The sequence below is a fragment of the Mammaliicoccus sp. Q-M61 genome, from assembly GCF_022386055.1.
GTDB classification, from domain to species: domain Bacteria; phylum Bacillota; class Bacilli; order Staphylococcales; family Staphylococcaceae; genus Mammaliicoccus; species Mammaliicoccus sciuri_A.
Genome location: NZ_JAJNJL010000007.1, coordinates 59147 through 83409 on the forward strand (window position 1 = coordinate 59147; position 24263 = coordinate 83409).

21 protein-coding genes are annotated in these 24263 nt (G+C 32.0%); 1 reads left to right on the forward strand and 20 read right to left on the reverse strand.

The genetic code is table 11. The annotated features are described in order from the left end of the window. Positions 1 to 476: 476 nt before the first annotated feature. From LQ677_RS09970 to LQ677_RS10010, 9 genes are all read right to left on the reverse strand, one after another. Entirely contained in the window at positions 477 to 1106 is a 630-nt protein-coding gene (locus tag LQ677_RS09970; RefSeq protein WP_239748787.1) for an ABC transporter ATP-binding protein, read from the reverse strand. Beyond that, a complete protein-coding gene (locus LQ677_RS09975; protein WP_239748817.1) occupies positions 1099 to 1866 on the reverse strand; it encodes an ATP-binding cassette domain-containing protein in 768 nt (255 codons plus the stop codon). Before LQ677_RS09975 ends, LQ677_RS09970 begins: the two co-directional genes overlap by 8 nt. Continuing rightward, complete coding sequence (locus LQ677_RS09980) at positions 1833 to 2600, reverse strand: ABC transporter permease (RefSeq protein ID WP_374199841.1); 768 nt, start codon at positions 2598 to 2600, stop codon at positions 1833 to 1835. Before LQ677_RS09980 ends, LQ677_RS09975 begins: the two co-directional genes overlap by 34 nt. Beyond that, positions 2597 to 3547 carry an ABC transporter permease gene (locus LQ677_RS09985; RefSeq protein ID WP_239748819.1) on the reverse strand — a complete coding sequence of 317 codons (951 nt, stop codon included), beginning with the start codon at positions 3545 to 3547 and terminating at the stop codon, positions 2597 to 2599. Before LQ677_RS09985 ends, LQ677_RS09980 begins: the two co-directional genes overlap by 4 nt. After that, positions 3547 to 5103, reverse strand: a complete 1557-nt coding sequence (locus tag LQ677_RS09990; protein WP_239748788.1) for an ABC transporter substrate-binding protein — start codon at positions 5101 to 5103, stop codon at positions 3547 to 3549. Before LQ677_RS09990 ends, LQ677_RS09985 begins: the two co-directional genes overlap by 1 nt. Beyond that, entirely contained in the window at positions 5103 to 5792 is a 690-nt protein-coding gene (locus LQ677_RS09995; RefSeq protein ID WP_239748789.1) for a class I SAM-dependent methyltransferase, read from the reverse strand. The genes LQ677_RS09990 and LQ677_RS09995 overlap by 1 nt, the downstream gene beginning before the upstream one ends. A 208-nt stretch (positions 5793 to 6000) precedes the next feature. Then, positions 6001 to 6696, reverse strand: coding sequence for a type 1 glutamine amidotransferase domain-containing protein (locus tag LQ677_RS10000; protein ID WP_239748790.1), 696 nt, complete (start codon positions 6694 to 6696; stop codon positions 6001 to 6003). Position 6697: 1 nt separating this feature from the next. Next, positions 6698 to 7621: an NAD-dependent epimerase/dehydratase family protein gene (locus tag LQ677_RS10005; protein ID WP_239748791.1), complete on the reverse strand. Its 924-nt coding sequence runs from the start codon at positions 7619 to 7621 to the stop codon at positions 6698 to 6700. 78 nt (positions 7622 to 7699) lie between these two features. Continuing rightward, positions 7700 to 8017, reverse strand: coding sequence for an ArsR/SmtB family transcription factor (locus tag LQ677_RS10010; RefSeq protein ID WP_037589651.1), 318 nt, complete (start codon positions 8015 to 8017; stop codon positions 7700 to 7702). Positions 8018 to 8154: 137 nt separating this feature from the next. On the opposite strand from LQ677_RS10010, the gene bla reads away from it, so the two are divergent. Beyond that, entirely contained in the window at positions 8155 to 9009 is an 855-nt protein-coding gene (bla, locus tag LQ677_RS10015; RefSeq protein WP_239748792.1) for a BlaZ-like penicillin-hydrolyzing class A beta-lactamase, read from the forward strand. A 51-nt stretch (positions 9010 to 9060) separates the two neighbouring features. Here bla and cas6 read toward each other — a convergent pair whose 3' ends face one another. From cas6 to LQ677_RS10070, 11 genes are all read right to left on the reverse strand, one after another. Then, positions 9061 to 9801 carry a CRISPR-associated endoribonuclease Cas6 gene (gene cas6 / locus LQ677_RS10020; protein WP_239748793.1) on the reverse strand — a complete coding sequence of 247 codons (741 nt, stop codon included), beginning with the start codon at positions 9799 to 9801 and terminating at the stop codon, positions 9061 to 9063. Continuing rightward, positions 9798 to 11063, reverse strand: coding sequence for a type III-A CRISPR-associated CARF protein Csm6 (gene csm6 / locus LQ677_RS10025; protein WP_239748794.1), 1266 nt, complete (start codon positions 11061 to 11063; stop codon positions 9798 to 9800). Before csm6 ends, cas6 begins: the two co-directional genes overlap by 4 nt. 14 nt (positions 11064 to 11077) lie before the next feature. Continuing rightward, on the reverse strand, positions 11078 to 12082 hold the full coding sequence (locus tag LQ677_RS10030) for an RAMP superfamily CRISPR-associated protein (protein WP_239748795.1): 1005 nt from the start codon (positions 12080 to 12082) through the stop codon (positions 11078 to 11080). Positions 12083 to 12090: 8 nt separating this feature from the next. Next, positions 12091 to 12999 carry a type III-A CRISPR-associated RAMP protein Csm4 gene (gene csm4 / locus LQ677_RS10035; protein WP_239748796.1) on the reverse strand — a complete coding sequence of 303 codons (909 nt, stop codon included), beginning with the start codon at positions 12997 to 12999 and terminating at the stop codon, positions 12091 to 12093. Positions 13000 to 13008: 9 nt separating this feature from the next. Beyond that, positions 13009 to 13653: a type III-A CRISPR-associated RAMP protein Csm3 gene (gene csm3, locus LQ677_RS10040; protein ID WP_196968725.1), complete on the reverse strand. Its 645-nt coding sequence runs from the start codon at positions 13651 to 13653 to the stop codon at positions 13009 to 13011. Between the two features lies 1 nt (position 13654). After that, complete coding sequence (gene csm2 / locus LQ677_RS10045; protein ID WP_196968726.1) at positions 13655 to 14086, reverse strand: type III-A CRISPR-associated protein Csm2; 432 nt, start codon at positions 14084 to 14086, stop codon at positions 13655 to 13657. A gap of 1 nt (position 14087) precedes the next feature. Beyond that, positions 14088 to 16361: a type III-A CRISPR-associated protein Cas10/Csm1 gene (gene cas10 / locus LQ677_RS10050; RefSeq protein WP_239748797.1), complete on the reverse strand. Its 2274-nt coding sequence runs from the start codon at positions 16359 to 16361 to the stop codon at positions 14088 to 14090. A 3507-nt stretch (positions 16362 to 19868) separates the two neighbouring features. After that, positions 19869 to 20489, reverse strand: a complete 621-nt coding sequence (locus LQ677_RS10055) for a hypothetical protein (protein ID WP_239748798.1) — start codon at positions 20487 to 20489, stop codon at positions 19869 to 19871. 128 nt (positions 20490 to 20617) lie between these two features. After that, positions 20618 to 21391, reverse strand: a complete 774-nt coding sequence (locus LQ677_RS10060; RefSeq protein WP_239748799.1) for an HNH endonuclease — start codon at positions 21389 to 21391, stop codon at positions 20618 to 20620. 48 nt (positions 21392 to 21439) lie between these two features. After that, positions 21440 to 22651, reverse strand: a complete 1212-nt coding sequence (locus LQ677_RS10065) for a restriction endonuclease subunit S (protein WP_239748800.1) — start codon at positions 22649 to 22651, stop codon at positions 21440 to 21442. Further along, entirely contained in the window at positions 22644 to 24200 is a 1557-nt protein-coding gene (locus LQ677_RS10070) for a type I restriction-modification system subunit M (RefSeq protein ID WP_239748801.1), read from the reverse strand. Before LQ677_RS10070 ends, LQ677_RS10065 begins: the two co-directional genes overlap by 8 nt. Between the last annotated feature and the right edge of the window lie 63 nt (positions 24201 to 24263).

Genomic DNA, 24263 nt, shown 5'->3' on the forward strand with positions numbered 1-24263 from the left:
ACTAAAACCTCCTTTAACACATTAATTGTACCACATGCTGTACAATTACCCAAGCTGGAAAACTAATTTGCAGTCTTCGTGCGATACAGCCTGATTTGACCCCATAACGCACGATATCTCATAGTCTTCGTGCGCTCAAGCCTAATTTGACCCCATAACGCACGATATCTTGCAGTCTTCGTGCGATACGACCTGATTTGACCCCTAACTGCACGATATCTTCAATTCTTCGTGCGATACAGCCCTATTTCACCCCCAACTGCACGATATCTCTCAGTCTTCGTGCGATACAGCCTGATTTGACCCCATAACGCACGATATTTCTCAGTCTTCGTGCGATACGACCTGTTTTCACCTCATAACGCACGATATCTCTCAGTCTTCGTGCGATACGACCTAATTTGACCCCTAACTGCACGATATCTCGTAGTCTTCGTGCACCCATACCTATCTTATATCATCTACTTAAGAATCAACTATTCTCCATCTAACTTAAGTTCCATACCTTCAAAGGAATTCAGTACATATGGATCGTGAGATATGATGATAAGCTGCACTTGTTCTAACGCCTTTAACATTTGGATAATGGTTTCTTCACTCATAACATCTAAGTTCGTCGTGGCTTCGTCTAATATGAGTATTTTCGGTTCTACGATTAAAGCTTTTGCTATCCATACTCGCTGGAATTGTCCACCACTTAATGTACTCATGCGCTGCTTCAGAATACTTTTAGGCAGTAAACATTGCTCCAGTACGGTTTCAATTTTATGCCCATAATCCTCTTTATCAACATGATAATTTCTCAGTGGCTCTCTTAAAATATATTCAACAGTCTTACGTGGATTTAATGTATCTCGTTGATATTGTGGTACATATTGAATCGTCTTCATCCACTGTTTAAGAGGTATGCTTTCTTGCGGTCGATGATTAAACTTGATTGTACCAGTGTAGTTTGAATCTAATCCTGCTATCATTTTAGCGAGCGTTGATTTCCCGCTTCCGCTCTTCCCACTAATCAATAAATTCTGATCTTCAATAGTAAGCGACAAACCCTTTATAATATGCCGATGATTAATCGTTTTAGTTAAGTTCTCTATTTCAAGCATACGCTTCTCTCCTACGTGCGATAGACATTAACTTTCTAGCATACTCATGCTTCGGATGATTTAACACCGTTTCTTTATCGCCACTCTCAATGATTTGACCAACCTTCATAATACTAATATGTGTGGCATATGCTTTTACTAAATTAATATCATGTGTCACAAAGATGACTGTCATTTCGTTTTGTAGATACATATCGCCTAAGTATTGCATTAAGTTGTGACAGTTTTCTTTGTCTAATGCCGTTGTAGGTTCATCAAGTATTAAACACTTCGGACGTCTTATAAGTGCCATCATAAACGCTACTCGTTGTGCCATACCACCACTCAGTTCGAACGGATAACAATTCCATAACGCCTCACCATTTTCTAAACCAAATACTTTCATCAACTTTAGAATTTCTTCGTACTGTTCTTCAGCTGATAATTTAGACTGACTAGCCTCAAATAAATATTTAAACTGTTTCGCCAAAGTTATATTTTGAAACATGTTACTATGCACATCTTGGAATACTGCATCAGTCTTATTTAAATCGATATCAATATTTCCCAGGTAATGAAGTTTGCGGTGTTTCATATTTAATATCGTCCTTGTCAGCAATGATTTGCCACTACCACTCTCACCAATTATGCAATGAAAATCACCTTGATTAACCGATAGTGAAATAGATTGAATTAACGGATGATCTCCGTCAAAAATACTCACATCTTGAACATTTAAAATGCGTTTTACTGTGTTATTTTTTTGTTCAACATTTGAAATAATAATGCATAACCTCCTATCAACATACCTGGGAAGAAGAATAGCCACGGTGCACTGTTAAAATAACCTTTGCCATCAAATAATATCGTTCCAAGTTCTGGTATAGGTGGCTTAATGCCTAAACCAAGAAACGCTAAACCTGAAATACTCAAAATAATTTTACCGATATCAGCAGTTATTAAAGCCAATATATTACCCATTAAATGTGGCATTGTATGTGTAATGGTCGTTTGTACGGTTGAATTACCACTTAACACCGCATAAGAAATAAACGGGCGCTTTTGAATGTCACGTGTTAAATTTCTAAAGTAACGTAAATAGCGCCCTACCCATGCAATTGTTAACGCCAATATAAGGCCCACTGTTGAATTGCTAATTAAACTTAAGACAACTAGCGCGATAATAAAGCTTGGAATCGCTAAAATCATATCTGCGATAAACATGAGTACTTTATCCATCCACTTTCTCTCGATACCAGCAATCATACCAAGTGTTAATCCAATACTTACACTTATAATCATCACAACTGCTGATAGAGATAACGTAACACCAGAACCTAGCATTAACCTATTTAAGAGATCTCTACCTAGTTGATCAGTACCTAAGAAATGTTTAAGACTAGGTGGTTGTAATGGTGCATCCGACTCACTGCCATTCATTTGAACATAAATACCGCATAACAACAGAACACCTACTGCTAGACTAACCGCTATTATTAATCGTTTATTCATCATAATGAACGCCTCTTTTCATGAGACATTACGCGCTGCATATGTAATCTCGGTTCACTTTTCAAAATAATTAAATCTCCCCAATAGTTAATCAACATAATAAAGACCATAATAATCACAACAATACCTTGAATTAATGGATAATCACGTTGATTAATGGCGGTAATCAGCAACTTACCGATACCTGACATACTAAATATCACTTCTAATATAACGGCTTTACCGATTAGATGAATCATACTATTCACTGATATCGTCATTAATGGCGCAAATATTTCTTTTATTTGTATATAAATACGTGCACGTAACTTCACTTTTCTTAATACTGTAAGTTGATATGCATCGCTTTCTAACGTTTGTTCAATGAGATGCGCTGTCATTAATAACACATGACACCCTTCAATTATGACGATTGTTATAATCGGTAATAAGAAATGTTGCCAAGAGTCACTGCCTACAAATGGTACTAATCGCCAACGTACACCTGCATAATAAATGAGTAAGATCGCTATCCAATACTCGGGCATGGACGTCATAACTTGAGCAAATCCACGAATCACTCGAGCATATTTTGTTTCTGCATGTGACCCGATAATATATCCAATAGAATAGCCAAACAATAATAATATACATGCTGATACAGATATTAATATCAATGTTGGACTTAATGACGCTAAGATGACATCTGTAACAGGTTCGTTTGAACTGAATGTATATCCTAGATGTCCCGTTAGTGCATGACCAAGCCAGTCTATATATCTCAAGAATATATTTTGTCCTAAGCCTAATTTATGCTCCGCTAATTCGATATGCTCTTGTGTAATTGTCGTGTAACCATGTCGTTGTAAATAAAGTATGGCTGGATTACCCGCTGTCTTCTCAACTAACACATAGATGATAAACGAACTGATTACTAAATAAGATAGTAATTTCAGTGTTCGCTTTATGATCATTGTTCATTCACTTTCAGCGATTTATAGTCAACTGGTGCATCTGTTAATCCTGTGAATTTAAATGATTTAACTTTATCACTTACGACAAATGTTTCATTTGGATAAGCAATCGGCACACCAAAATATTGTTGATTAAAATGTTTAAAGATATCATCAAATGCCCGTTGTTGTTCATCTCTTGAAATCTCCGTTGTATAATCATCTAGTTGTTTTGTTAAAGTATCATCGTTTGCTAACACACCAGACTTACCGTCAACATTTTCGAATACTGAACTCATAAAGTTATAAGGCATTAATGCATCAGAATATGTTCTATAGAAGATTAAGTCATAATCTTTTTTCGTCCATAATGTATCGTAATAAGTCTGTGCATCTAACGTTTTAATATTTACTTTAATGCCGGCTTTCTTCAAATCTTGTTGTACTTGTTCAGATTTATCTTTCCAGTTCGGGAACTCTGCTGTTTGGATAACTAAATTCAATGATAAGACTTTGCCGTCTTTTTCAAACATGCCGTCACTATTTTTAATATATCCTTCATCTTTTAATAACTTTTCAGCAGATTTAACATCGTATTCATGTGTTTGTTGATTATCATCATTTACAAATTGAACATTTTTCTGGAATATACCTTTCATTTCTTTATCAGATAAAGCTTTCGTATTAATGCTTTTGCTGATTGCTTCACGTATCGCACGTTCTTTCAACACTTTATGATTCGGATTAAATGCCATAAAGTGACTGACAGTGCTCGGTTTATCTTCAATCGTTAATGCTTTATTCTTTTTATCTTCTTTAATTTGTTGGTCTGTCAGCATACCTAAAGCACCGCCTGATATATCTACAGTGCCACTTTGAACTGCTGAATTTCTAGAATCGCCATCTTCAATTGTTTGAAAGGCTAAATTGTATTTAACAGGATGCTCATTGTTGAAATGCTTATTCGGTTTCAATGTTGTCTTTTCTTTACCATTCTTATCAACGACAAATGCACCTGTACCAATTGCTTCTTTGAACTTACCGTCGACTTTTTCACCTTCAACAGCATGTGGACTCATCATACGTAATGGACGTACTTGTGTTAATTCGTTCAATACTTGGTTAGATGGTGACTTTAATTTAATTTGAACGGTATAATCATCTTTCACCACGACTTGATCTAATTTCTTTAATGTTTCAACTGTCGAATCTTTATTGATTGCTTTTGCGCGTTCGATTGAGAACTTCACTGCTTCAGCATTAAAAGGAGAACCATCCGAAAATTTAATATCCTTCTTCAAATGGAATTCATAAACTTTACCTTCATTATCTACTTCCCATTTTTCAGCTAATCCTGCTGATACGCCTTTATCTTTATCGTACTTTACTAAAGGTTCATAAACTGCACTATAAACAGGCATTGCTGCTTCATATCCTTGTGCATCTAACTTATCTGCTTTCGCTTCTGTTGGTAGTGATAACGTCACTTGCTTACTATCTTTCTGTTCATTTGAACATCCCGCTAATGTCAGTAAAGCACTTGCTGACAATACCATTAATAACCGCTTCTTCATTACTTCGTGCCTTCTTTCAATGTTGCTTTTACTAAAAATGATTCATGGAATAATGTTTGTAAATAATCATTTGGTGATAAATAAAAGTCATCATAATGCGTTAAATCAATCACATTAGGAACAGGTTCCTTAATAACAGCCACTTCAAATCCTTCAGCTACAAAGCTATCTACTATATGTTTTAAAGAATGATTCTGAGACGGTGTCGCACCATATTTATTTATCACGTCTTCCATAAATTGCTGACTTGGATTGTTTGTTAAATCTGAGAATGTCGCATAATAGACGCCATTTGGTTTAAGTACAGCTTTCAAATCGCGTGCATGTTGAGGTATGTCCTCAATTAAATAAAGTACAGATGTACTAATTGCAGTGTCATATGTTCTGTTTGTGTCTTGAGGTTTATCTGTTAACACATATTCTAATGGACGATCGCCTTTTAATTCTTTCGCTTTCTCAAGTGATAACTTCGCTAAATCCATTCCAACGTCGTATTCAAATGGAACGGTGTCATATAATCTACGTAGAAAACCACCTTGATTACATCCGAAATCTAATATCGTCTTACCTCTAACATCAGATTCATCCATCAATTGAATCGTTCTATCCCATCCATCAACATGATCATTTGCCATGTCATCATCTGTTTCTTGTCCCTTCTGCCACCATACATCGTATTCTTTCACCATTTATATTCCCTCAACTTCCTAAATCGTAATATTTACGTTTTATATGTTATATCATGTATTTAAGAAAAGCAATAAGAATTTTGTGGAGGTATGGGGTGGAAGTAGTACGTTAAATTACACAAATAAATCCAGACACAAAAAAGCCGAGACACGTTGAATGTCTCAGCTTAATTTGTATTACTTCTACACTAACCTCAGTCTTCCTGCGCTACTTTCCTTCTTCACTCAATATGCGTGCAACGGCTTGTGCGACTTGCTTTGGTGATTGTGGATTTTGTCCTGTAACGAGTCTGTTGTCTACTTGTACATATGGTCTGAATGGTACTTTTGCTTTACTGTATTTGGCATCTCGGATTTTAAGTTCACTTTCTAACATAAACGGAACAATGCGCTTACGATTGGCTAATATTTCTTCTGCATTTGAAAATCCTGTAATCTGTTTACGATCGATAAAGTATCTGCCGTTTTCATCTTTCACATTTAATAATGCTGCGATGCCATGACACACTGCTGCAACAACGCCACCGTGACGATATACTTCATTAACAGCATCTTGAATATACGTATTATGCGGAAAATCAAACATCACACCATGTCCGCCGGTAAAGTAAATGACATCATATGTTTCAGGATTTGCTTCACGAATAGATGGACTGTTTTTAAGCTTCTCCATAAAAGTATGATCGTTATAATAAGCCTTCGTTAGTTTATCTAACATTAGTGGATTAAGACTTACCGGATCAATAGGTGTTTCACCACCGTTTATATTAAATAAATCGATTTGATAATCTTCTGTATTAAAATAATCATAAAAATGAACGAGTTCACCTAGCCACAGTCCTGTTGGTTTACGTGTGCCTTCATAATATTCTGCACTTGTATTAACTATCATGATTTTCTTCATATTACGATTCTCCTTTTAAAATATTTTTAATACCTTCTTCATAAGTTGTCACTTTAAAATCAGGAAATCTTTCTTTAAATTTATCGGACTTAAAGACGTTATCATATTTATATCTTGGTAATAATTCAGTAAGTTCTTTAACTTGTTGATTAAATAGACTACCTAATTTAAATACCCACATTGGTACTGTCATATACTTAATCTTCTTATTTAAGACTTTCTCTGCCTTTTTCAAAATATCTTTATAAGACACACTACCATCTGTTGGTAAATGCCAAGTTTCTCCATAAGCATCAGGTGTATTACCAAGCAATGCTAAGGCACGACTTGCATCAGGTGTCCATATAAGTGTACGTAACACAGATGCATTAACCGGTACTAATGCACGTTTACCTGCTTTTACACGATTAAATACTAATGAATTGGTAAAGCTTTGCGTCAATCCTGGTCCGTAGAATTCAGGAGCGCGGCCAATAACAGCCTGAATAGATTGATCTTTCATAGCTGATAACAACATTTCAGCTATATCAGCACGTACTTGTGATTTACGACCTTCTGGTACAAATGGACTGTCTTCAACCTGTACATTATCGTTTTTCTCATACATATAAGTATTATCAAAGAATGCGAGTTTCGTATTTGTTTCTTGGCATGCTTTAATAACATTCTTCATAATCACTGGAAAGCGTTCTTCCCACATTTCTGAATTTGCAGGTAATCCAACAGCAAAATAGACTATTTCACTACCTTCCACTGCTTTAAGTGTATCTTCGTATTTCATTAAATCAGCAGCTACTAACTCGTCTGTATCATGAATTTTCTTAGGTTTTCTACCTACTAAACGTATATCTTTCGTAAAATTTCTATAAATTTCTTTAGCAATTTCTTGCCCAATTTGTCCGTTACTTCCTAAAATTGTTTGCATATCGAATGCTCCTTTTTATTATTTATTAATTCTTTGTTTCAATAGGTTTAAACATATAAACATAGTGACTAAAATTTTTTAAGCTTTTTCTTTATTTTTAATATTTTCTTCTAAAGAAGCTGTCAGTTCTTTCAACCACAGTAATGCATCGTCTAGATCAGAACGATAATATCTTTCCAACCCAACTTGCTCGACACTCAACAAGCCCACTTCATACATTAATTTCAAATGATGCGATACAGCAGGACGTGAAATCGTAAGTCGTTCAGTAATTTGATTAACCGTTAGTTGTTCTTCTCTACATAATAGAACAAGAATTTGTTGACGCTTCTCGTCTTGAAGAATATTTAATAACTTCGAACCTCTCTTAAATACCTCCATCGTCTTGTCTTCCATGTCGTCTCTCCTTAACAAATCGTTTCAATGATTATTATATACCACGTATAGCATGTGTAAGTCAAAAGAGAAGATTGATCAAACTATCATATTATTAATATGATAGTATATATACCAAGTCTAAGGAGGTATATGTTATGAAAAAATTGATATTAATGATCGCATCTATATTGTTGCTCAGTGCCTGCAGTACTGCTGATGCGACAACGCAAGATTTGAAGAAGGTAGAAGATAAATATGATGCTAATGTAGGTGTTTATGCTTTAAATACTGCAACTGATGAAGAAATTACCTTTAATGAAGATAAGAGATTTGCCTATGCTTCAACTTTCAAAGCTGTAAGTAGTGCGATGTTACTTGAAAAGACACCTCACAATGAATTAAATAAGAAAGTTCATGTTAGTAAAGAAGACATTGTGCCATACTCGCCTGTACTAGAAAAATTTATCAATAAAGATATCACGATCAAAAAATTAATCGAAGCAACGATGTTATACAGTGACAATACTGCTAATAATATGATTATTGAAGAAGTAGGTGGCTATAAAGAAGTCAATAAAAGGCTAAAGTCATTAGATGATAAGACTACTAAGCCTTCAAGAATGGAACCTGAATTAAACAATTATGATCCAAAGAGTAATAAAGATACATCAACACCAAAAGCTTTTGGAAAAACACTCAATAAACTGATCAACGATGGTCGTTTATCAAAAGAAAATAAAGCATTCTTAATTGATTTAATGATCAATAACAAAAGTGGAGATACTTTAATCAAAAAAGGTGCACCAAAGAATTTTAAAGTAGCAGATAAGAGCGGACAAGCGATTACTTATGCATCAAGAAATGATGTTGCTTTCGTATACCCTAAAGGTGAATCAAAACCAATTGTTCTAGTTATATTCACAAACAAAGAAGGCAAGACAGATAAACCAAACGACAAAGTAGTCAGCGAAACAGCTAAAATCGTATTAGAAAAATTTAATGATAAGTAGGAATAGAATATAAAAAACAGCCTAAGGTCATGAAACCTTAGGCTGTTTATTTTAATTTCTAATGATTGAATATTTTCCCATTCCTAAACTCGTTTTAATACCTACACCTGACAACTCTCCAAATTCCAACAAAAAGTGTATGAGTTGTAAAAATGGTGCTGGGCCATTAACTTTGATAGTAAATTCACCTAAGAAAGAAGGGATTTTTACTTTTTCTAAATTAAATCGAGAACTTTTCATTCTATAATCAACAATAAAGACATTTTCACCTAAAAACTCTAATGTTTCTCTATCGTACATATCATATTCATTAAAGAACGCATCAAACTGTATCATTATGCTTCGGAAGAATTTTTTTATATCTGGAAAAATCATATAGCTTTGATTAGATTTAAATGACATAGGTGTTAGTATCTTTATTTTAATAAATTTTGTTAGTGCTTCTTCACCTAAATATGATGCCATCATTTCATTTATACTATATTTCTCAACATTAAATTGATTTAATTTAATAGATTCTTGGTAGTGTTTCAAGTAAAAAGTATTTTCTGTACTAAATACATATATTAAATTTTTACTTAATTCTTCTGATATGCTTACAATTTCCCATATGTTTTTATTACCTTCTAAATAAATTCTTTGTTTTAGAGGACTGTATGCAAAATTATGATGAAGTTGCTCTGCAACGTCATTTGGTAAGTATTCCATAAGGGCACCATGTAAGACGCTTCCCATATACCTAGCTTGAATTGGTTTAGGTATGTCTAATTCTATTTTTATCTTAGTTATCATATTATATTCCTAATTTCTTCATTCTTATTTTCAAAGTAATCATAGTCTCCTTGATTGATATTCGGAAATACAATTTCTAATAATGATTTTATCGAATTCATCGAGTTTTTCAGAGTTTTTTTGTTTGATTTATCAGTAACATTGATAGCCTCTAATCGATGGGCAACAGAGTTTCGTAAACCATTTATTTTTAATATTTTATCTAAATCACTTGTAAAAGTTGAGTTTGGATCTAGAACTTTAAAAATATGTACATATGCAGGTAATCCTAGTGTATTATCTATCTTAAATTCCATTTTATTTTCTTTCATGTGCCTTTTAAATAATAATAAAAAGCTAGATTCCTCACTGTTGAGTTTTGGCATACCTCTTTTATATTCAATAATATTTGGATGTTTTTGATTGAGTTGATATTCCGCGATATATTCAGCTATAGATTTTACTCTAATTAAAAACTCTGCAATATCACCACGATTATATCTCATTTGTAGCAATAAAAAATGAAATAGTAATTTTGCCTGTGTCTCATCACTATATTTATTCTGTATATCTGGAAATACTTTATGTGTTTTAATATTTTGTGTAATTTCACCTAAAATTTGAACAAGTTTTCTTTTATTACGAAATGATTTTTGTAAGTTTATTAAATTCAGTGCACCTTCATAGTCATAATTATCTATCAAACTTAACAATTGTGATCTAATCATAGCTTCTCTAAAACTAATGATTTCTATTTCTTTAAATCGTGCTTCACTTAATGATTCATTATGATTCACATTTTCTAATTGTTCTAGAGTGTTTTGCGGATTAGCATAACTTAAATTCGCATTACTACTTTTTTCTGGTGTTGAAACCTGTATACACTTTTTACTATCTGGATAAACAATATATTCCAAACAAAGAGTCGCTTCCATTTGAGGCGTTCCACTCGTCACATTTAATAGTATCTCTTCTTCAGGGTATTGTTGTTCAATAGTATTAATAGAATAATGAAATTCTTCTTTAAAGCTATCAAAATCCTGAGCATTATCTATTTTTCTAATAATCTTACTTACTTCTGTGTTAGGAGATACTGCATGAATAATTGTTTCCCAATCATAATTTTTATGCCCATATCTAATATCATTACCTTCCCATAAGCTTTCTGTAAAGAATAAAACGACTTTTTTGGGTTTGTAATGTCTTATAATATGTAACATAGCTCCATCTCTACCACTTCTCCATGGATCAGAATTTCCAACTGGACTAAACAGTACACTCATTTAAATACCTCCATTTACTTAATCATTTCATTAAAAGTAATTGTACACATTCCTTGCTGATACCATTCATTTTTACTTTGATTAACAGTTCCTTTTAAAGCAATTGGAACATTATCAGGAATATATTTAAACTTGCCATAAGTTTTTCTAAACTTATTTCTGAGAACATTAAATGCTTCTTTTTTAGCGGTTTCTTTATCATGATTTTGATAATGTGTTGTTTTACTAACAAACCCAACACCACCACCTAAGTAAATAATTGGCTCCTTGATATTTTCTGGTATACCACCTTTTAAGGCAAATTCTTTGCCACCAGGTGATGACTTAAATCCTGAAAGCCATTTGTCATAATAGTTTTTATAAAACTGACGAATACTCTTTTCTATATCTTCTATAGATATAGCATTATCTTTAATAGTAAGTATCATCTCAACTTCAGTATCTATGTCTAAACACTCTCTATAAAGAGGCATTGGTTTATCACGTTTATTAATATCTATCTTTTCATAAATTGCTAAATTTTTTTCATCAATTGGTTTAGAATCACTTACTACTATTTTATTATATTCCAACTTTGGTCCAGAAAAATTTGACTCTAGAATGGTTCTTAAAGCACCTTTTAAAGAACTCCCAGGTATATATACTTTACCTTGGCCATCTCTGACTATTAATTGAATATCATTAAGCGGTTTCGCTTGATTGTTGCCGCTTCGTTTACCTTGATGCACTTGTTCAGTATGACTTATAAAATTTCCCCATTCATTTTGACGAATATTTTTATCTAAAAAATATTTTAAACCTTGCTCTCGAGGTGCTTTTGATGGATATCGGAGAAATTCTTGATACTGCTTTAAAAGACCTTTTGCTTTTAAAAATTTTACAAATTTCGGTCCATTTATCATATGGACTTTACTTTTATGAAAATCATAAATGTAATTTTGCTTTTTTAAGGTTTCTCCTCCACCTATAAAAACTGGACCAATCATTTTTATCGATACTGTATAAGTTTTAGTGTTCATTATCCTATCTACACCTCCAACCATAACGGTTTCGCATAGCGGTATACTGGATGTTTACCACTATCACCTACATTATAAATGTCACCTTCAAAAGTCCTATTAAATACTGAACCAGGTGTAAAACTATAAAAATCTCGTTTCTTAACTATATTATCTGCATAATTTTGTGATTGAACAAACCCCGAACGTTTTTTCAGAATGTATCTAGCTTCAGTACAAACATTCTCTATTTCACTATCTTTTGCCATTGCCGTGGATAAAAGGACATATTGACTTCCTTTAATATCTAACAATGATAGCAACTCTTTATTATCAGTTAAAGAATATCTAAAACGCCCATATCCTGCCGAACGTTTTCCACCCAAACCAGAATATTGTATGGAATTCAACACTTCTTCAAGATAGGATAATGACTGTTGTGTGCCATTTGCAATAAAATATAAACCCGCATGGTCTTCAAATCTAAATGTTCCAACCGAATATGGCTCACTATCTATGTTAGGGTCATCAATTTGCGCTTGTAAAGATACCTTCGTTTGTAATGAGTATTTACCTAACTCAAAAATTTCATTTAAGTCTTTAGCATCTTCTGCACTTAATCTTCCTTGAATATAGTCATTATAGTGATAAGCAGGTATATATTTTAATTTTTTAAAATCTTTATGATTACCTTCTTCACTAGAAGTTATTTTGATTAAAGGTTTTGGTAAATAAAATATTTCTTGTTCAAATGGAAATGTATCGCTTATAAGTAGTTCATTTAATAACCAATCTGTTGGCATATTCATTTGTAATGCCTCTATATATAAAGCACTAAATAATGTATCGGATGCAATCGTCATCTCACTATCAGATAATCTTTTCTTACCAAAATGAACTGCATCTTTAAAATTTAGTTTATAAATTTTTGTTGGCATTGTGCTCACCTACTTAATATTTAAATTTGAACTATCATAATTACCTACTACCGTTTCAACTTTCACATCTTTAAATAGGACACGTCCATTACCGCGCGTACCACCACCACCAAGATAATCATTTTCAAGTAAGTGGATAGCATCTTTAATATTTTGAAAGTCAGACTCAATTTCCGATTCATCTTCAACATTATATATAAATGTAAAGTCAAACTCCGAACCTCTCGTAACACGTTCAATTTGTCTAGGGTTAGCTACTGCAGTTAATCTATTAATTGTATTTTCAAACTTCGTTTCAGTAAATGAAATGTCATTCTTTTGGAAATATGACTTCGTATCTTCTGAATAAAAAGCATCTGATATCTGTAATCTCGCTCTCTTTATATTTCCTTTTTTACTGGATCCAAATAGACGTAATACTTCATCAACATCATCATTGTGACTTTCTTGACTTAATTTTAAACCATATTTTTTGGCCAATAATGTTCTCATTTTCCCTTTTATTGAGCTACCAGGAATAATAGGCATTTTAGTCTGTAAATCTCTCACAACTGGTGAATCAATTGCACCTATCATACTTGATTCACCACCGCCACCTATATGTAGGCCAGTTACAACTTCTATTTTTCCAGTAATTTTTAATTTAGAATACATATTATTTTTCATCCTCCTTTTTATAGTATTTTGAAAATGCTACTAGAGCTTCGAAATATTTACAGTAATCAAGAAAATATTTTTTAGATCTCTTTTCAATAATTTTGTCTATAATCTCAAGCATGTATGTTTCATCTATAAATTTATTAACTGATTTTTCTCTACCTGCCTCATAATAGAACTTAACCTTTAAGTACTCTAGTTCATCTATAAAAGATTCTGGTAATTCCTCTTCATTCAAATTAAACGCAATAGTATATAAACGATTTACTTGTTCCATTAAATTGCGCAACTTACTTGTAGATAGTCCATTAAATAGAGAGTACTTTTCATAAGATCTCTTGTTTTGGTTTGGTTTCAAGTTCTTTTCAACAATTTTTTGTGCAAAATTAAGATTTACCGTTGTTCCATCTTTAGTTTTTATTAATTCCAAGTTAATTAGCCTCCCTTATTTGATAAACATAAAATTCTAATGCAGTAATCAATTGTTGTTTATCTTCTCCATTTTGCGACCATTCAAATATTTTCGAAGTAAATTCCCCTGACATATTACTTCTTGCTAGAAGGTATGCCAATCTAGCTATATTTATTTTTTCATCATGTCGTAATAAAGATAATATTTTATAGATAAATGCCTTTCCATGATCATCTGTTTCTAAAAATCCTTTTTTAAGAATAGATAATTTTTCATCAAGCACTTCATCTTCTAATTCTCTCCAAGTCATTACCTTATCATCTCTCCATAAAGCAATTTGATTCTTATCCCCTGTCTTCGCGAATTCTTCTAGGATACCTGTTTCAAAAGCCATCTTTGATATAGGATATTTAGATGGAAACATGCCTACTCCTGCTGAAAGTGTTAATTTTCCTAATGTAAATGATTTAAAACGATTACTAATTTTAATACTCGCATCGATAATATCATCCCACGAACCTATTAAGAACAAATCATCTCCACCAGAGTAAATAGCTGTAATTTGATAATTATCTAATATATTATTAAGTTCAAATTTAAAAAACAGTGACAGTTGTCGTGATAAAGTAGCTGTTCTTGATATTGAATTATACTTATCTGATATTCCGGATATAAATGTTGCTCCTAAATTATCTATATCAGCTCTCACTACACCCAATCTTTGAATGCCTTCTTCACGCTGAATATAGCTACCAATACCCATCTCACGTGTTTCAACATTTTTACTTGCAAAATCGTAATCACACATCCAAAGATTAGTAGAAAGTCCTACACCAATGTATGGTTCATTTTTACTATATATTTGAATCTCATCCATTTGTTTTGCTTTATACTCAGCCTCATCATAATCAATCACAGAAATATATTTATTAAATGGCATTTTGAGTTTTCCGGATTTTGAAACGATAAAAAATGATTTATCTCTCAAGTCATTTGAAATATTTATAATTCCTTCACATGTAGAACATAAACCATCATTACTAATTTCAACATCACTTCTTAAGCATTCTTTACACTCTCTTTCACCATTAGAACGAGTTTGATTCATTCGTATAATTTCTTCAGCATTATATTTGTGAGATTTCATATCAGAGAGTTTACTGCTAAGGTTACGCCAAATATCTCTATAAGTACCATTCGTATTCATTAAATCATCACCACTACATGATTCATATGCAATTGAAACAGATAAGTCTGTCTTAAACTCCTGAATAAACCATTCTTTTAGTTCAGAATTAAATTCATTTAATTTATGCTTCACATATTCCGTATTTGGAATAAGTAAATATGCATGACCTCCACCTGTATATAGAAGATTTGCACGACTTACATGAATTTCTTCAATAAATTTATCAACAATAATTTCTAGCATTAACTCTAAATAAAAACTTCTAGAACGCAAGCTCTTTAATGCTTTAGAACCACTAATATTATAAATAAAATCTTGAATACCACTCATATCCATACTCAACAATAAAAATGCTTCTTTTCCATAAAATTCTTTAGTATTATTATAATTTGAAAATAATGCTTGCTTGTAATTATCAATATTCTGCTCATTTAAATAATCATAAATACATGTAGCAATAGCACAGGTAATTCTACTATGATCATAAAGTGATATATCTATAAGTTCGTTTTTATTTGTAGAACTTGGTACAAATTGCCATAAACTTTCTGTCCATTGTAATAAGGAAGGGAAATGATGATGATTCGCTTTAAGTTTATTTGCTAAGTCTTCATTCATATTTTTTAACAACGATGTATACTGTCCACTTGTATATCGGACATTATCTTCAGCTGGATACTCAACATTAGTATTTATATTAAATTTAAATTTTCCATTAGTTTTACCTTTTTTATCTTCATTTACAATATTGAACACACTATATAATGGCGTATATCTATCAAAGTTAAAATTTTTCTCTTCATATTCAGTTGTACCTTCTTCGATAGCATCTCTACGATCAATACCACTGGCAATGTTATCTGCTATATATGTAATATAAGCATTGCTATCATCCTCAATATTTGCGCGAACTAATTCTTTATAATGATGACATGCAACACTTTCAATAATGTCCTTTTGATTAAATCCATCAAATTGTTTTAAAAATTGATAGCCTAATTTTGAATGTGTACCTCTTACAAAAGGATGGTCGTTGCTACGATATACAATCTTTCCTATATCATGTAATAAAGAACCATACATTAGAGCTGTTTTTTTATCCATAACTTCCTCCCCTTATAAAATAGCAATTGAGGTTATTTCCTCAAATGCGTCTTAGCTTCTTCACCTTATTATTCTGAATATTAATTAAGTACTTTCATTAAAAATTTACATACTTTGCACTTGAAATAGTAAACAAATTAAAAACTAATATTGATGTTAGAAAAATATAATACATAACAATACTAATTGCGATTGATTACTCTACTAAAGAATAAGTTAAATCTTAAATTTTTACAACAAAATATATATGAATTAGCTGTAAATTCAGAAAATTTCGCTTGCATTATCACTTTATTTATAACAATCACAAAACTTTTGACTAAATTTCCTCCCCTTTTTTATGGAGTATCTTAGATTTATTTCTGAAAGCGTAAATTGATTTTCACTATAACGTCCTCGTCCCCTTTTTTACGGGGTTATATTCGATTTATTACACCGTTTGAACATTCATTAATATTTTGGCTGTTCTCGTCCCCTTTTTTACGGGGGTATATTCGGTTAACAAGAATATTACAAGAACAAAAGTTCATAAACAGTTCTCGTCCCCTTTTTTACGGGGTATATTCGATTATGCTAAAATTACAAAATAAAATCGAGGTTATTATGTTCTCGTCCCCTTTTTTATTTACTACAAGCAAATCCATTCTACAATCATAGCGTTTTTATCTACACCAGTTAGATTAAGGTATTTTCAAGTTAAATCTCATTTTAAATCAACAAAAAATGTGTTCGAATAATAACTATCCTTTATTAAATTACTTCTACTTTACTAAATGCAAATACTCATAACAAGTTACAATTAATTATTTTCTAACTGTAAGATTTACTTATACATTCGCCGATTACATACGCTATATAAAGTGATTGAATTTGAGATTAATAGTTTGAATTCGTTCTCACTTGCTTATAAGAGTATTTCGATTCTCATTCCAAATGGCAGGAATTGACTTTACAGACCAGTTCTCGCCCCCTTATTTTCGGGGGTATATTCGATTAAAAAATTTAAACAACAGAACAAAACAGGACTTAGTTCTCGTCCCCTTATTTTCGGGGGTATATTCGTTTTGAAGCATTATTTATCAACACTAAAGGAAAGTTTGGGTTCTCGTCCCCTTATTTTTGGGGGTATATTCGATTAAAAGTAGATTTTATGAATCATAAATTAAGACTCGCAGTTCTCGTCCCCTTTTTTACGGGGGTATATTCGATTCAAGTAAAGAAGGATTGAATAAACTTGTACGCAAGGTTCTCGTCCCTTTTTTACAGGGTTATATTCGATTGAAAGATAAAATATAATGTTGTGTAGGGCATTACTGTTCTCGTCCCCTTTTTTACAGGGTTATATGCAATTAAAGAAATACGTGCAATGATGGTTGATTATGAGTTGTTCTCGTCCCTTTTTTATTTACGACTAGCTGATCCATTTTTCAATCATAGTGCTTTTATTTCCATCAGTTAGATTAGAGTCTTTTTCAAGGTAAACCTCATTTTAAATCAACAAATAATGTATACAAATAATACCTATCCTTATATTAAATTACTTCTACTTTACTAAATACCTATCCTCATAACAAGTTACAAATACCTATACAACCAAAAGAGTATATTCTTAGATTTTCATGTTCGATGAACGAACTATACGTAATATCAACTTATAAATCCCTCCATTTTTCTTTGTAGCTATATTCGATTATCAATTGGATAAATCGGAGCAATTGGAAGTTTTGTTCTCGTCCCCTTATTTACGGAGTTATATTCGATTAGCTAAACTATCATACATGTTTTATATCAATAAAGTTCTCGTCCTCTTATTTACGGGGGTATATTCGATTATGCTAAAATCACAAAATAAAATCGAGGTTATTATGTTCTCGTCCCCTTTTTTATTTACTACAAGCAAATCCATTCTACAATCATAGCGTTTTTATCTACACCAGTTAGATTAAGGTATTTTCAAGTTAAACCTCATTTTAAATCAACAAATAATGTGTTCAAACAATAACTATACTTTATTAAATTACTTCTACTTTACTAAATGCAAATACTCATAACAAGTTACAATTAATTATTTTCTAACGGTAAGATCTACTTATACATTCTCCCATTATATACGCTATATAAAGTGATTGAATTTAAGATTAATAGTTTGAGTTCGTTCTCCCTTGCTTATGAGAGTATTTCGATCCTCATTCCAAATGGCAGGAATTGACTTTACAGACCAGTTCTCGCCCCCTTTTTACGGGGGTATATTCGATTGGAATTAACAGAAGCGTTTGAACAAATTCAACGTAGTTCTCGTCCCCTTACTTACGGGGGTATATTCGATTGAGGGTACTTGGCGTACACAAGTAGTGGGTGCAAGCTAGTTCTCGCCCCCTTTTTTACGGGGTATATTCGATTAGAAGAGAAATACAAGATTCATATCACAAGAAGGTTCTCGTCCCCTTTTTTATGGGGTTTTATTCGATTCATGATTACTGTAAACAATGGACATTCGGAGAAAAGTACCCGTCCCCTTTATTCGATTTGCTAATGAAATTCAAAGTAGGAGATAGAGTTCATAGATTCTCATCCCCTTATTTTCGGGGTTATATTCGATTAGCTAGAACGTGACGAGTTGGCAAGTGATTATGTGTTCTCGTCCCCTTTTTTACGGGGGTATATTCGATTGACTATGACATAATCTTTTACGGTGACTATGACGGGTTCTCGTCCCCCTTATTTACGGGGGTATATTCGATTAGAAAGTGGGTGTTGTATGAATAAGATGTCACTACCGTTCTCGTCCCCTTATTTACGGGGTTTTATTCGATTTTAATATTGCTATTTTACAAAAATCAGAAAAATGATGTTCTCGTCCCCTTATTTTCGGGGTTATATTCGATTTGATACTTTCACAGTAGAAATTGATGAAGAAATCACGTTCTCGTCCCCTTTTTTACGGGGTTATATTCGATTGGGAATTGAAAGAGTTGTGACTCATTGGATTAAGTTCTCGTCCCCTTTTTTACGGGGTTATATTCGATTACGGACTTTAATTTAACAAGCTACAACGGAATTGAGTTCTCGTCCCTTATTTACGGGGTTATATTCGTTTAATTTCAAAAAATAAAAGGGTGGTAATTAAAAATGGTTCTCGTCCCCTTATTTACGGGGGTATATTCGATTAGTTAAGTATAAAAAGCCTATAACAACAATATTTCAGAACCACTTTTAATGTCTCTAGAATTGACAATTTAAGTAATACAAGTATATAATTGTCCTTTTTTAGACATTGTAAATTAACATTAATAAATGCCATAATTTAATACTATAATTATATCATAAATGACAATGAGTTTTATTTACTAACTTATATCTTTGATACAGAAATTAAACTGCATGAAATATCATTCAATAAATCTTAGTAAATGTGAAAATTATTAATTAAAAGGACTTTTATTATAATGGTTAAGGTGACCCGACACATTCTCATTATTATATTTTAAATTTTAAAAATCTCTATTTTTATAACGCATTTACGAGTCTTTCAAATTCACCTTTATTAATGTTAATACCTTCTAGATCAACATCTGCTAAATTAGGATGCTGACCACTTGTTAGGACATATACTTCAATGTGTGGACATGTTTCATTAACGATAGGCATGATCTCTTCATCGAACCGCTTCGGTCCATTGTTTTCACTATAAATCACGACATGAAATTTAATATCATCAGCTATATTCATAGGAATTCTGTCTTCTCTCTTTCTAGACAATACACACTGTTTTCCTACGATATTTGAAATCCATTCTTCTTTCTTTTGGCAATAATTTATAAAATCTTTCCTTTGATATCCTAAATCCATTTTAACTTCGAGTATATTCTTAATTACGTTATCTTCACAAATTAATAAATCCGGATATCTTGTACTTAAAGATTTATCAATCATAGATAAAGGCTGATCAATAAAGATTCGGACACCTTCCAATCTACTAATCAAATAAGCACCCAGCAAGTCTTCTCCAATCCCCGATATACTATGATTACGTCCTCGATATAAATTCTCATGAGGGTAAGTAGGCTTTCCTGCTTCTTTATATGCATTTACAAGCTGTTCGATAATTTCTACTTCTGTGAAATTCATACTCAATCACCCTATCTATAGATACTCTATATTTCATCACACAAAGTATATCACACGTTTAAAATCACACAGACAAAAACCCTCCTAATAAATTAAGAGGGTTGAATGGTAGTTTATAAAATATTAAATTATTTGCTATTATGATTAACTATTTTAGTTAATTCTTTAATAGTTAAAGGTTGTTTAGCATTTCTATGAATCATTTTGTGGCAATTAGAACATAGTGGGACTAAATCTTTTTGTGGATTTACTTTTATTTCTCTTTTTATTGAAAACATTGGTTTCAAATGATGAATTTCAATAAAACCCTCGCCTAAATCGCCATACTTAGCTTTAAAATCAAATCCACATACTTTACATGTAGTTCCATGAATTTTAAGAGCTTCATTTCTTAATGCCTGATTTCTTTCATATTTAATACCGTACTGTACATATGGTTTACCTTCGACATATTCAGTGTTTTCTAATTCATTATCTAAATTTAAAATATTCGTTTTCAAGACTTTTTGTATATAACTTTTTAAAGGTTCCTTTAAAGTCATAGGACCTTGAACATTACCTTTTAACCCGTTATCTTGTAAAAATTCTAAATCTAATTGGTCATCATCAAATTTGTTCAATAACTCTAATTCCATGTAATTACCATAGTTAATATAATTATCACCCTTGATAACAAATTGACTATCATCAATTGTTGACTTAGGTTTGTTAACTTCTTTAATCAAACATTGATATTTAATACTCTTAATAGGTGCAGAGATGTATATATAAAGAACATCACCTTTCTTGGCCTTCTTTAAATTCGGACTTTGCTTCCAATCAATAACATCTAACTTATCAAACGCTGCAACTACATTATAGAATTTAACATTACAAGGTATAACCCATTGAGTATTTGTCATATTCATTCCCCTTTAGTGATACTTAATTAACTATCATAAAAATTAAGCTTATATAAACATCTTTTGTAAGAGCCCTTGTTTACGTTCTTTTAAAAATTCAATCTTAATAGATTGTTTATCAATTAATGTATCGCATTGAATAAGTAATCTACTAATTTTAAATTGTTCTGATAATAATGGTAATTTAATAACTATACTGTTTAAAGAATCATTATTTAAAGTAATTCCTTTAACTGCTCGAGAACCAAAGCTAGCTATATTTATATAATTTAAATAATAATAGACAAATTCAGTATCAATATTTTTATTTTTCCAATTAAAATGGCAAATGGCTTCATTAGTATACATTGGTTTTTTTACTATTCCTAATTTTCCTAGCGTTAGCTTAAAACTCATTATCAATGTTTCTTCCCTAACTTTACTATGATTTTGAGTAGCTAGTTCGGTTATCCCTTTATTACCATTGTATAAATATTTATCACTCATTCCAGCAATAGATAGCCAGTTCTTATTTTTATCATTCCAATAATCATTGTTCTTTGTACTTGGAGTAAATCCTTTTGTAATATTAGCTATATCTCCAAGTTTTTTAACTTCCCACTCCGGATACTCATTCCCATTCTCATCTTTAAATCGCAGTTCTTGTGAGAAAATCTTTTGCATATATCCCTTTTTCTGTTCTTCTAATTTCGCTAACTTTTGTTCCTCTAATTCAATTTGTCGGTCAAGTTTGTTGAAAAATTTAGCGATTCGTTTTTGTTCCACAGTATCTGGAATAACTATTTTTTGAGATCTTACTAATTCAGAATTTAAGTTTACTTGACTACCCGGTTGACCATATTTTTTCCATTTGGGTCTGAATGCATCCAGCCATTGAAACATATACTCAATATCAAATAATGGATTTAGAAAAATTAAAAAACCATCATGTACTCCAGTTTTTACATAGTTAATTACAGGTTTACCTACCGTTGCTGCAATACTCAATAATAGATGTTCACTATGCAAAACTCTTGTTTTATTTTGTCCATCCACAGATATTCTTTGCTCTAAATTAGTTATTCTACCATTTTGTTTAGTTACATCTGAAATCCTTAGCCATCCTATTTCTGATTTATTATCAAACCATTTTGGATCGCTTATTGGTCTTGGAGATGAGCCTCTTACGATTTCTGCTAATTGACCAATTCTTAATTCTTCCCACTCCCCATCAAACTCTGGAAATCTTAATTCTGGTACATTCTTCGCTTGATTAGTCATGTGTCACCACTCCTAATTCTTTTAAGTAGCCTTCTATTTCTTGTTCTACTTCTTTTATTTCCGCTTCTATCGTTTTCAAATCTGTTTGTACTTGTTCTAAATCTACTGGTTCTTCTTCTTCAAATGTATCGACATATCTTGGTATGTTAAGGTTATAGTCATTTTCTGCGATTTCTTCTAGGTTTGCTGTATGACTATATTTATCTATTGTTTCTCTATTTGTATAAGTATTAATGATTTTTTCTACGTGTTCGTCTGTTAGGTTATTTTGATTTTTACCTTTTTCGAAATCATTTGATGCATCTATAAACAACACGTCTTGATCTAATTTACGGCATTTTTTTAATACTAGAATACATGTTGGTATACTTGTTCCGTAAAATATGTTTGCTGGTAAACCGATTACTGCGTCTAAATAGTTCTTCTCTTCGATTAAGTACTTACGTATAACGCCTTCTGCTGCGCCACGGAATAAGACACCATGCGGTAAGACTACTGCCATTGTTCCTTCATCGTCTAAATAGTGCACCATATGTTGGATAAAGGCGAAGTCTGCTTTTGATTTAGGTGCTAGTTTACCGTAATTACTAAATCTTTCGTCATCGTCAAATTTACTATCCGCACTCCATTTTGCACTGTATGGTGGGTTAGCTACTACTGCATCGAATTTCTCTTCTAAGAACGCTGGTGCTTCTAAAGTGTCACCGTTATGAATATCAAAGTTCTCAAAGCGTACGTCATGTAGTAACATGTTCATTCTAGCTAAGTTATATGTTGTATTGTTTCTTTCTTGACCATAGTAACGATATACTGTTGTTTCTTTACCTACACGTAATAGTAATGAACCCGAACCACATGTAGGGTCATATACATTTCTTAGTTTATCTTTGCCTAATGTTACGATTTTAGATAAGATTTTTGAAACTTGTTGAGGTGTATAGAATTCTCCTGCTTTCTTACCAGCATTTGCAGCAAATCGTCCGATTAAGAATTCATAAGCATCACCTAACATATCTATTTCCATGTCACTATGTAAGAACGGTAAATCTTCTAAATTAACCATTACTTTACTCAATAAAGCAGTTCGGTCTTTAACTGTATTACCTAATCTTGTAGAACTTAAATCCATATCGCTGAATAGTCCGATAAAGTCTTCTTCACTTTCTTCTCCAAGTGTAGATGTTTCTACTTTTCTAATTGCTTGTGCTAAATGTTCAATATCAAATCTTTGGTTTTCAATTTCTTTAACCATATTGCCAAATAAGTCTTTTGGCTCTATGTAATAACCAACATTTTCTAAAAGTTCTGCTTGTAAGTCTTCACGATATTCTTCATCTTCCCATGCTTCTTCATAAGTTAGATCTTCACCAGATAATGCTTCAGCAACTTCTGATTCTGCTTTTTCCGATAGAAAGCGATAGAAGATTAATCCTAGTATGTAATTACGGAATTCACTTGCATCCATATTTCCTCTTAAATCATTTGCTATAGACCATAAACGTTTATGTAATTCTGCTTGCTGTTGGCGTTGCTTTTCTGTAATTGACATTTTATTTCCTCCGTTAATTTGGTACATTTTAGTTTTATGTTACTTATTTGAGTTTGTAAAAGC

What these genes read in the sequence shown, in the direction of transcription:
- cas6 (WP_239748793.1), bottom strand. Translation starts at nt 9,801, where the DNA reads ATGATAACTAAGATAAAAATAGAATTAGACATACCTAAACCAATTCAA.
- csm6 (WP_239748794.1), bottom strand. Translation starts at nt 11,063, where the DNA reads ATGAGTGTACTGTTTAGTCCAGTTGGAAATTCTGATCCATGGAGAAGT.
- LQ677_RS10055 (WP_239748798.1), bottom strand. Translation starts at nt 20,489, where the DNA reads ATGAATTTCACAGAAGTAGAAATTATCGAACAGCTTGTAAATGCATAT.
- csm4 (WP_239748796.1), bottom strand. Translation starts at nt 12,999, where the DNA reads ATGCCAACAAAAATTTATAAACTAAATTTTAAAGATGCAGTTCATTTT.
- LQ677_RS10065 (WP_239748800.1), bottom strand. Translation starts at nt 22,651, where the DNA reads ATGACTAATCAAGCGAAGAATGTACCAGAATTAAGATTTCCAGAGTTT.
- LQ677_RS10070 (WP_239748801.1), bottom strand. Translation starts at nt 24,200, where the DNA reads ATGTCAATTACAGAAAAGCAACGCCAACAGCAAGCAGAATTACATAAA.
- cas10 (WP_239748797.1), bottom strand. Translation starts at nt 16,361, where the DNA reads ATGGATAAAAAAACAGCTCTAATGTATGGTTCTTTATTACATGATATA.
- csm3 (WP_196968725.1), bottom strand. Translation starts at nt 13,653, where the DNA reads ATGTATTCTAAATTAAAAATTACTGGAAAAATAGAAGTTGTAACTGGC.
- LQ677_RS09995 (WP_239748789.1), bottom strand. Translation starts at nt 5,792, where the DNA reads ATGGTGAAAGAATACGATGTATGGTGGCAGAAGGGACAAGAAACAGAT.
- LQ677_RS09970 (WP_239748787.1), bottom strand. Translation starts at nt 1,106, where the DNA reads ATGCTTGAAATAGAGAACTTAACTAAAACGATTAATCATCGGCATATT.
- LQ677_RS10005 (WP_239748791.1), bottom strand. Translation starts at nt 7,621, where the DNA reads ATGCAAACAATTTTAGGAAGTAACGGACAAATTGGGCAAGAAATTGCT.
- LQ677_RS09990 (WP_239748788.1), bottom strand. Translation starts at nt 5,103, where the DNA reads ATGAAGAAGCGGTTATTAATGGTATTGTCAGCAAGTGCTTTACTGACA.
- LQ677_RS09980 (WP_374199841.1), bottom strand. Translation starts at nt 2,600, where the DNA reads ATGATGAATAAACGATTAATAATAGCGGTTAGTCTAGCAGTAGGTGTT.
- bla (WP_239748792.1), top strand. Translation starts at nt 8,155, where the DNA reads ATGAAAAAATTGATATTAATGATCGCATCTATATTGTTGCTCAGTGCC.
- LQ677_RS10000 (WP_239748790.1), bottom strand. Translation starts at nt 6,696, where the DNA reads ATGAAGAAAATCATGATAGTTAATACAAGTGCAGAATATTATGAAGGC.
- LQ677_RS10060 (WP_239748799.1), bottom strand. Translation starts at nt 21,391, where the DNA reads ATGACAAATACTCAATGGGTTATACCTTGTAATGTTAAATTCTATAAT.
- LQ677_RS10010 (WP_037589651.1), bottom strand. Translation starts at nt 8,017, where the DNA reads ATGGAAGACAAGACGATGGAGGTATTTAAGAGAGGTTCGAAGTTATTA.
- LQ677_RS10030 (WP_239748795.1), bottom strand. Translation starts at nt 12,082, where the DNA reads ATGAACACTAAAACTTATACAGTATCGATAAAAATGATTGGTCCAGTT.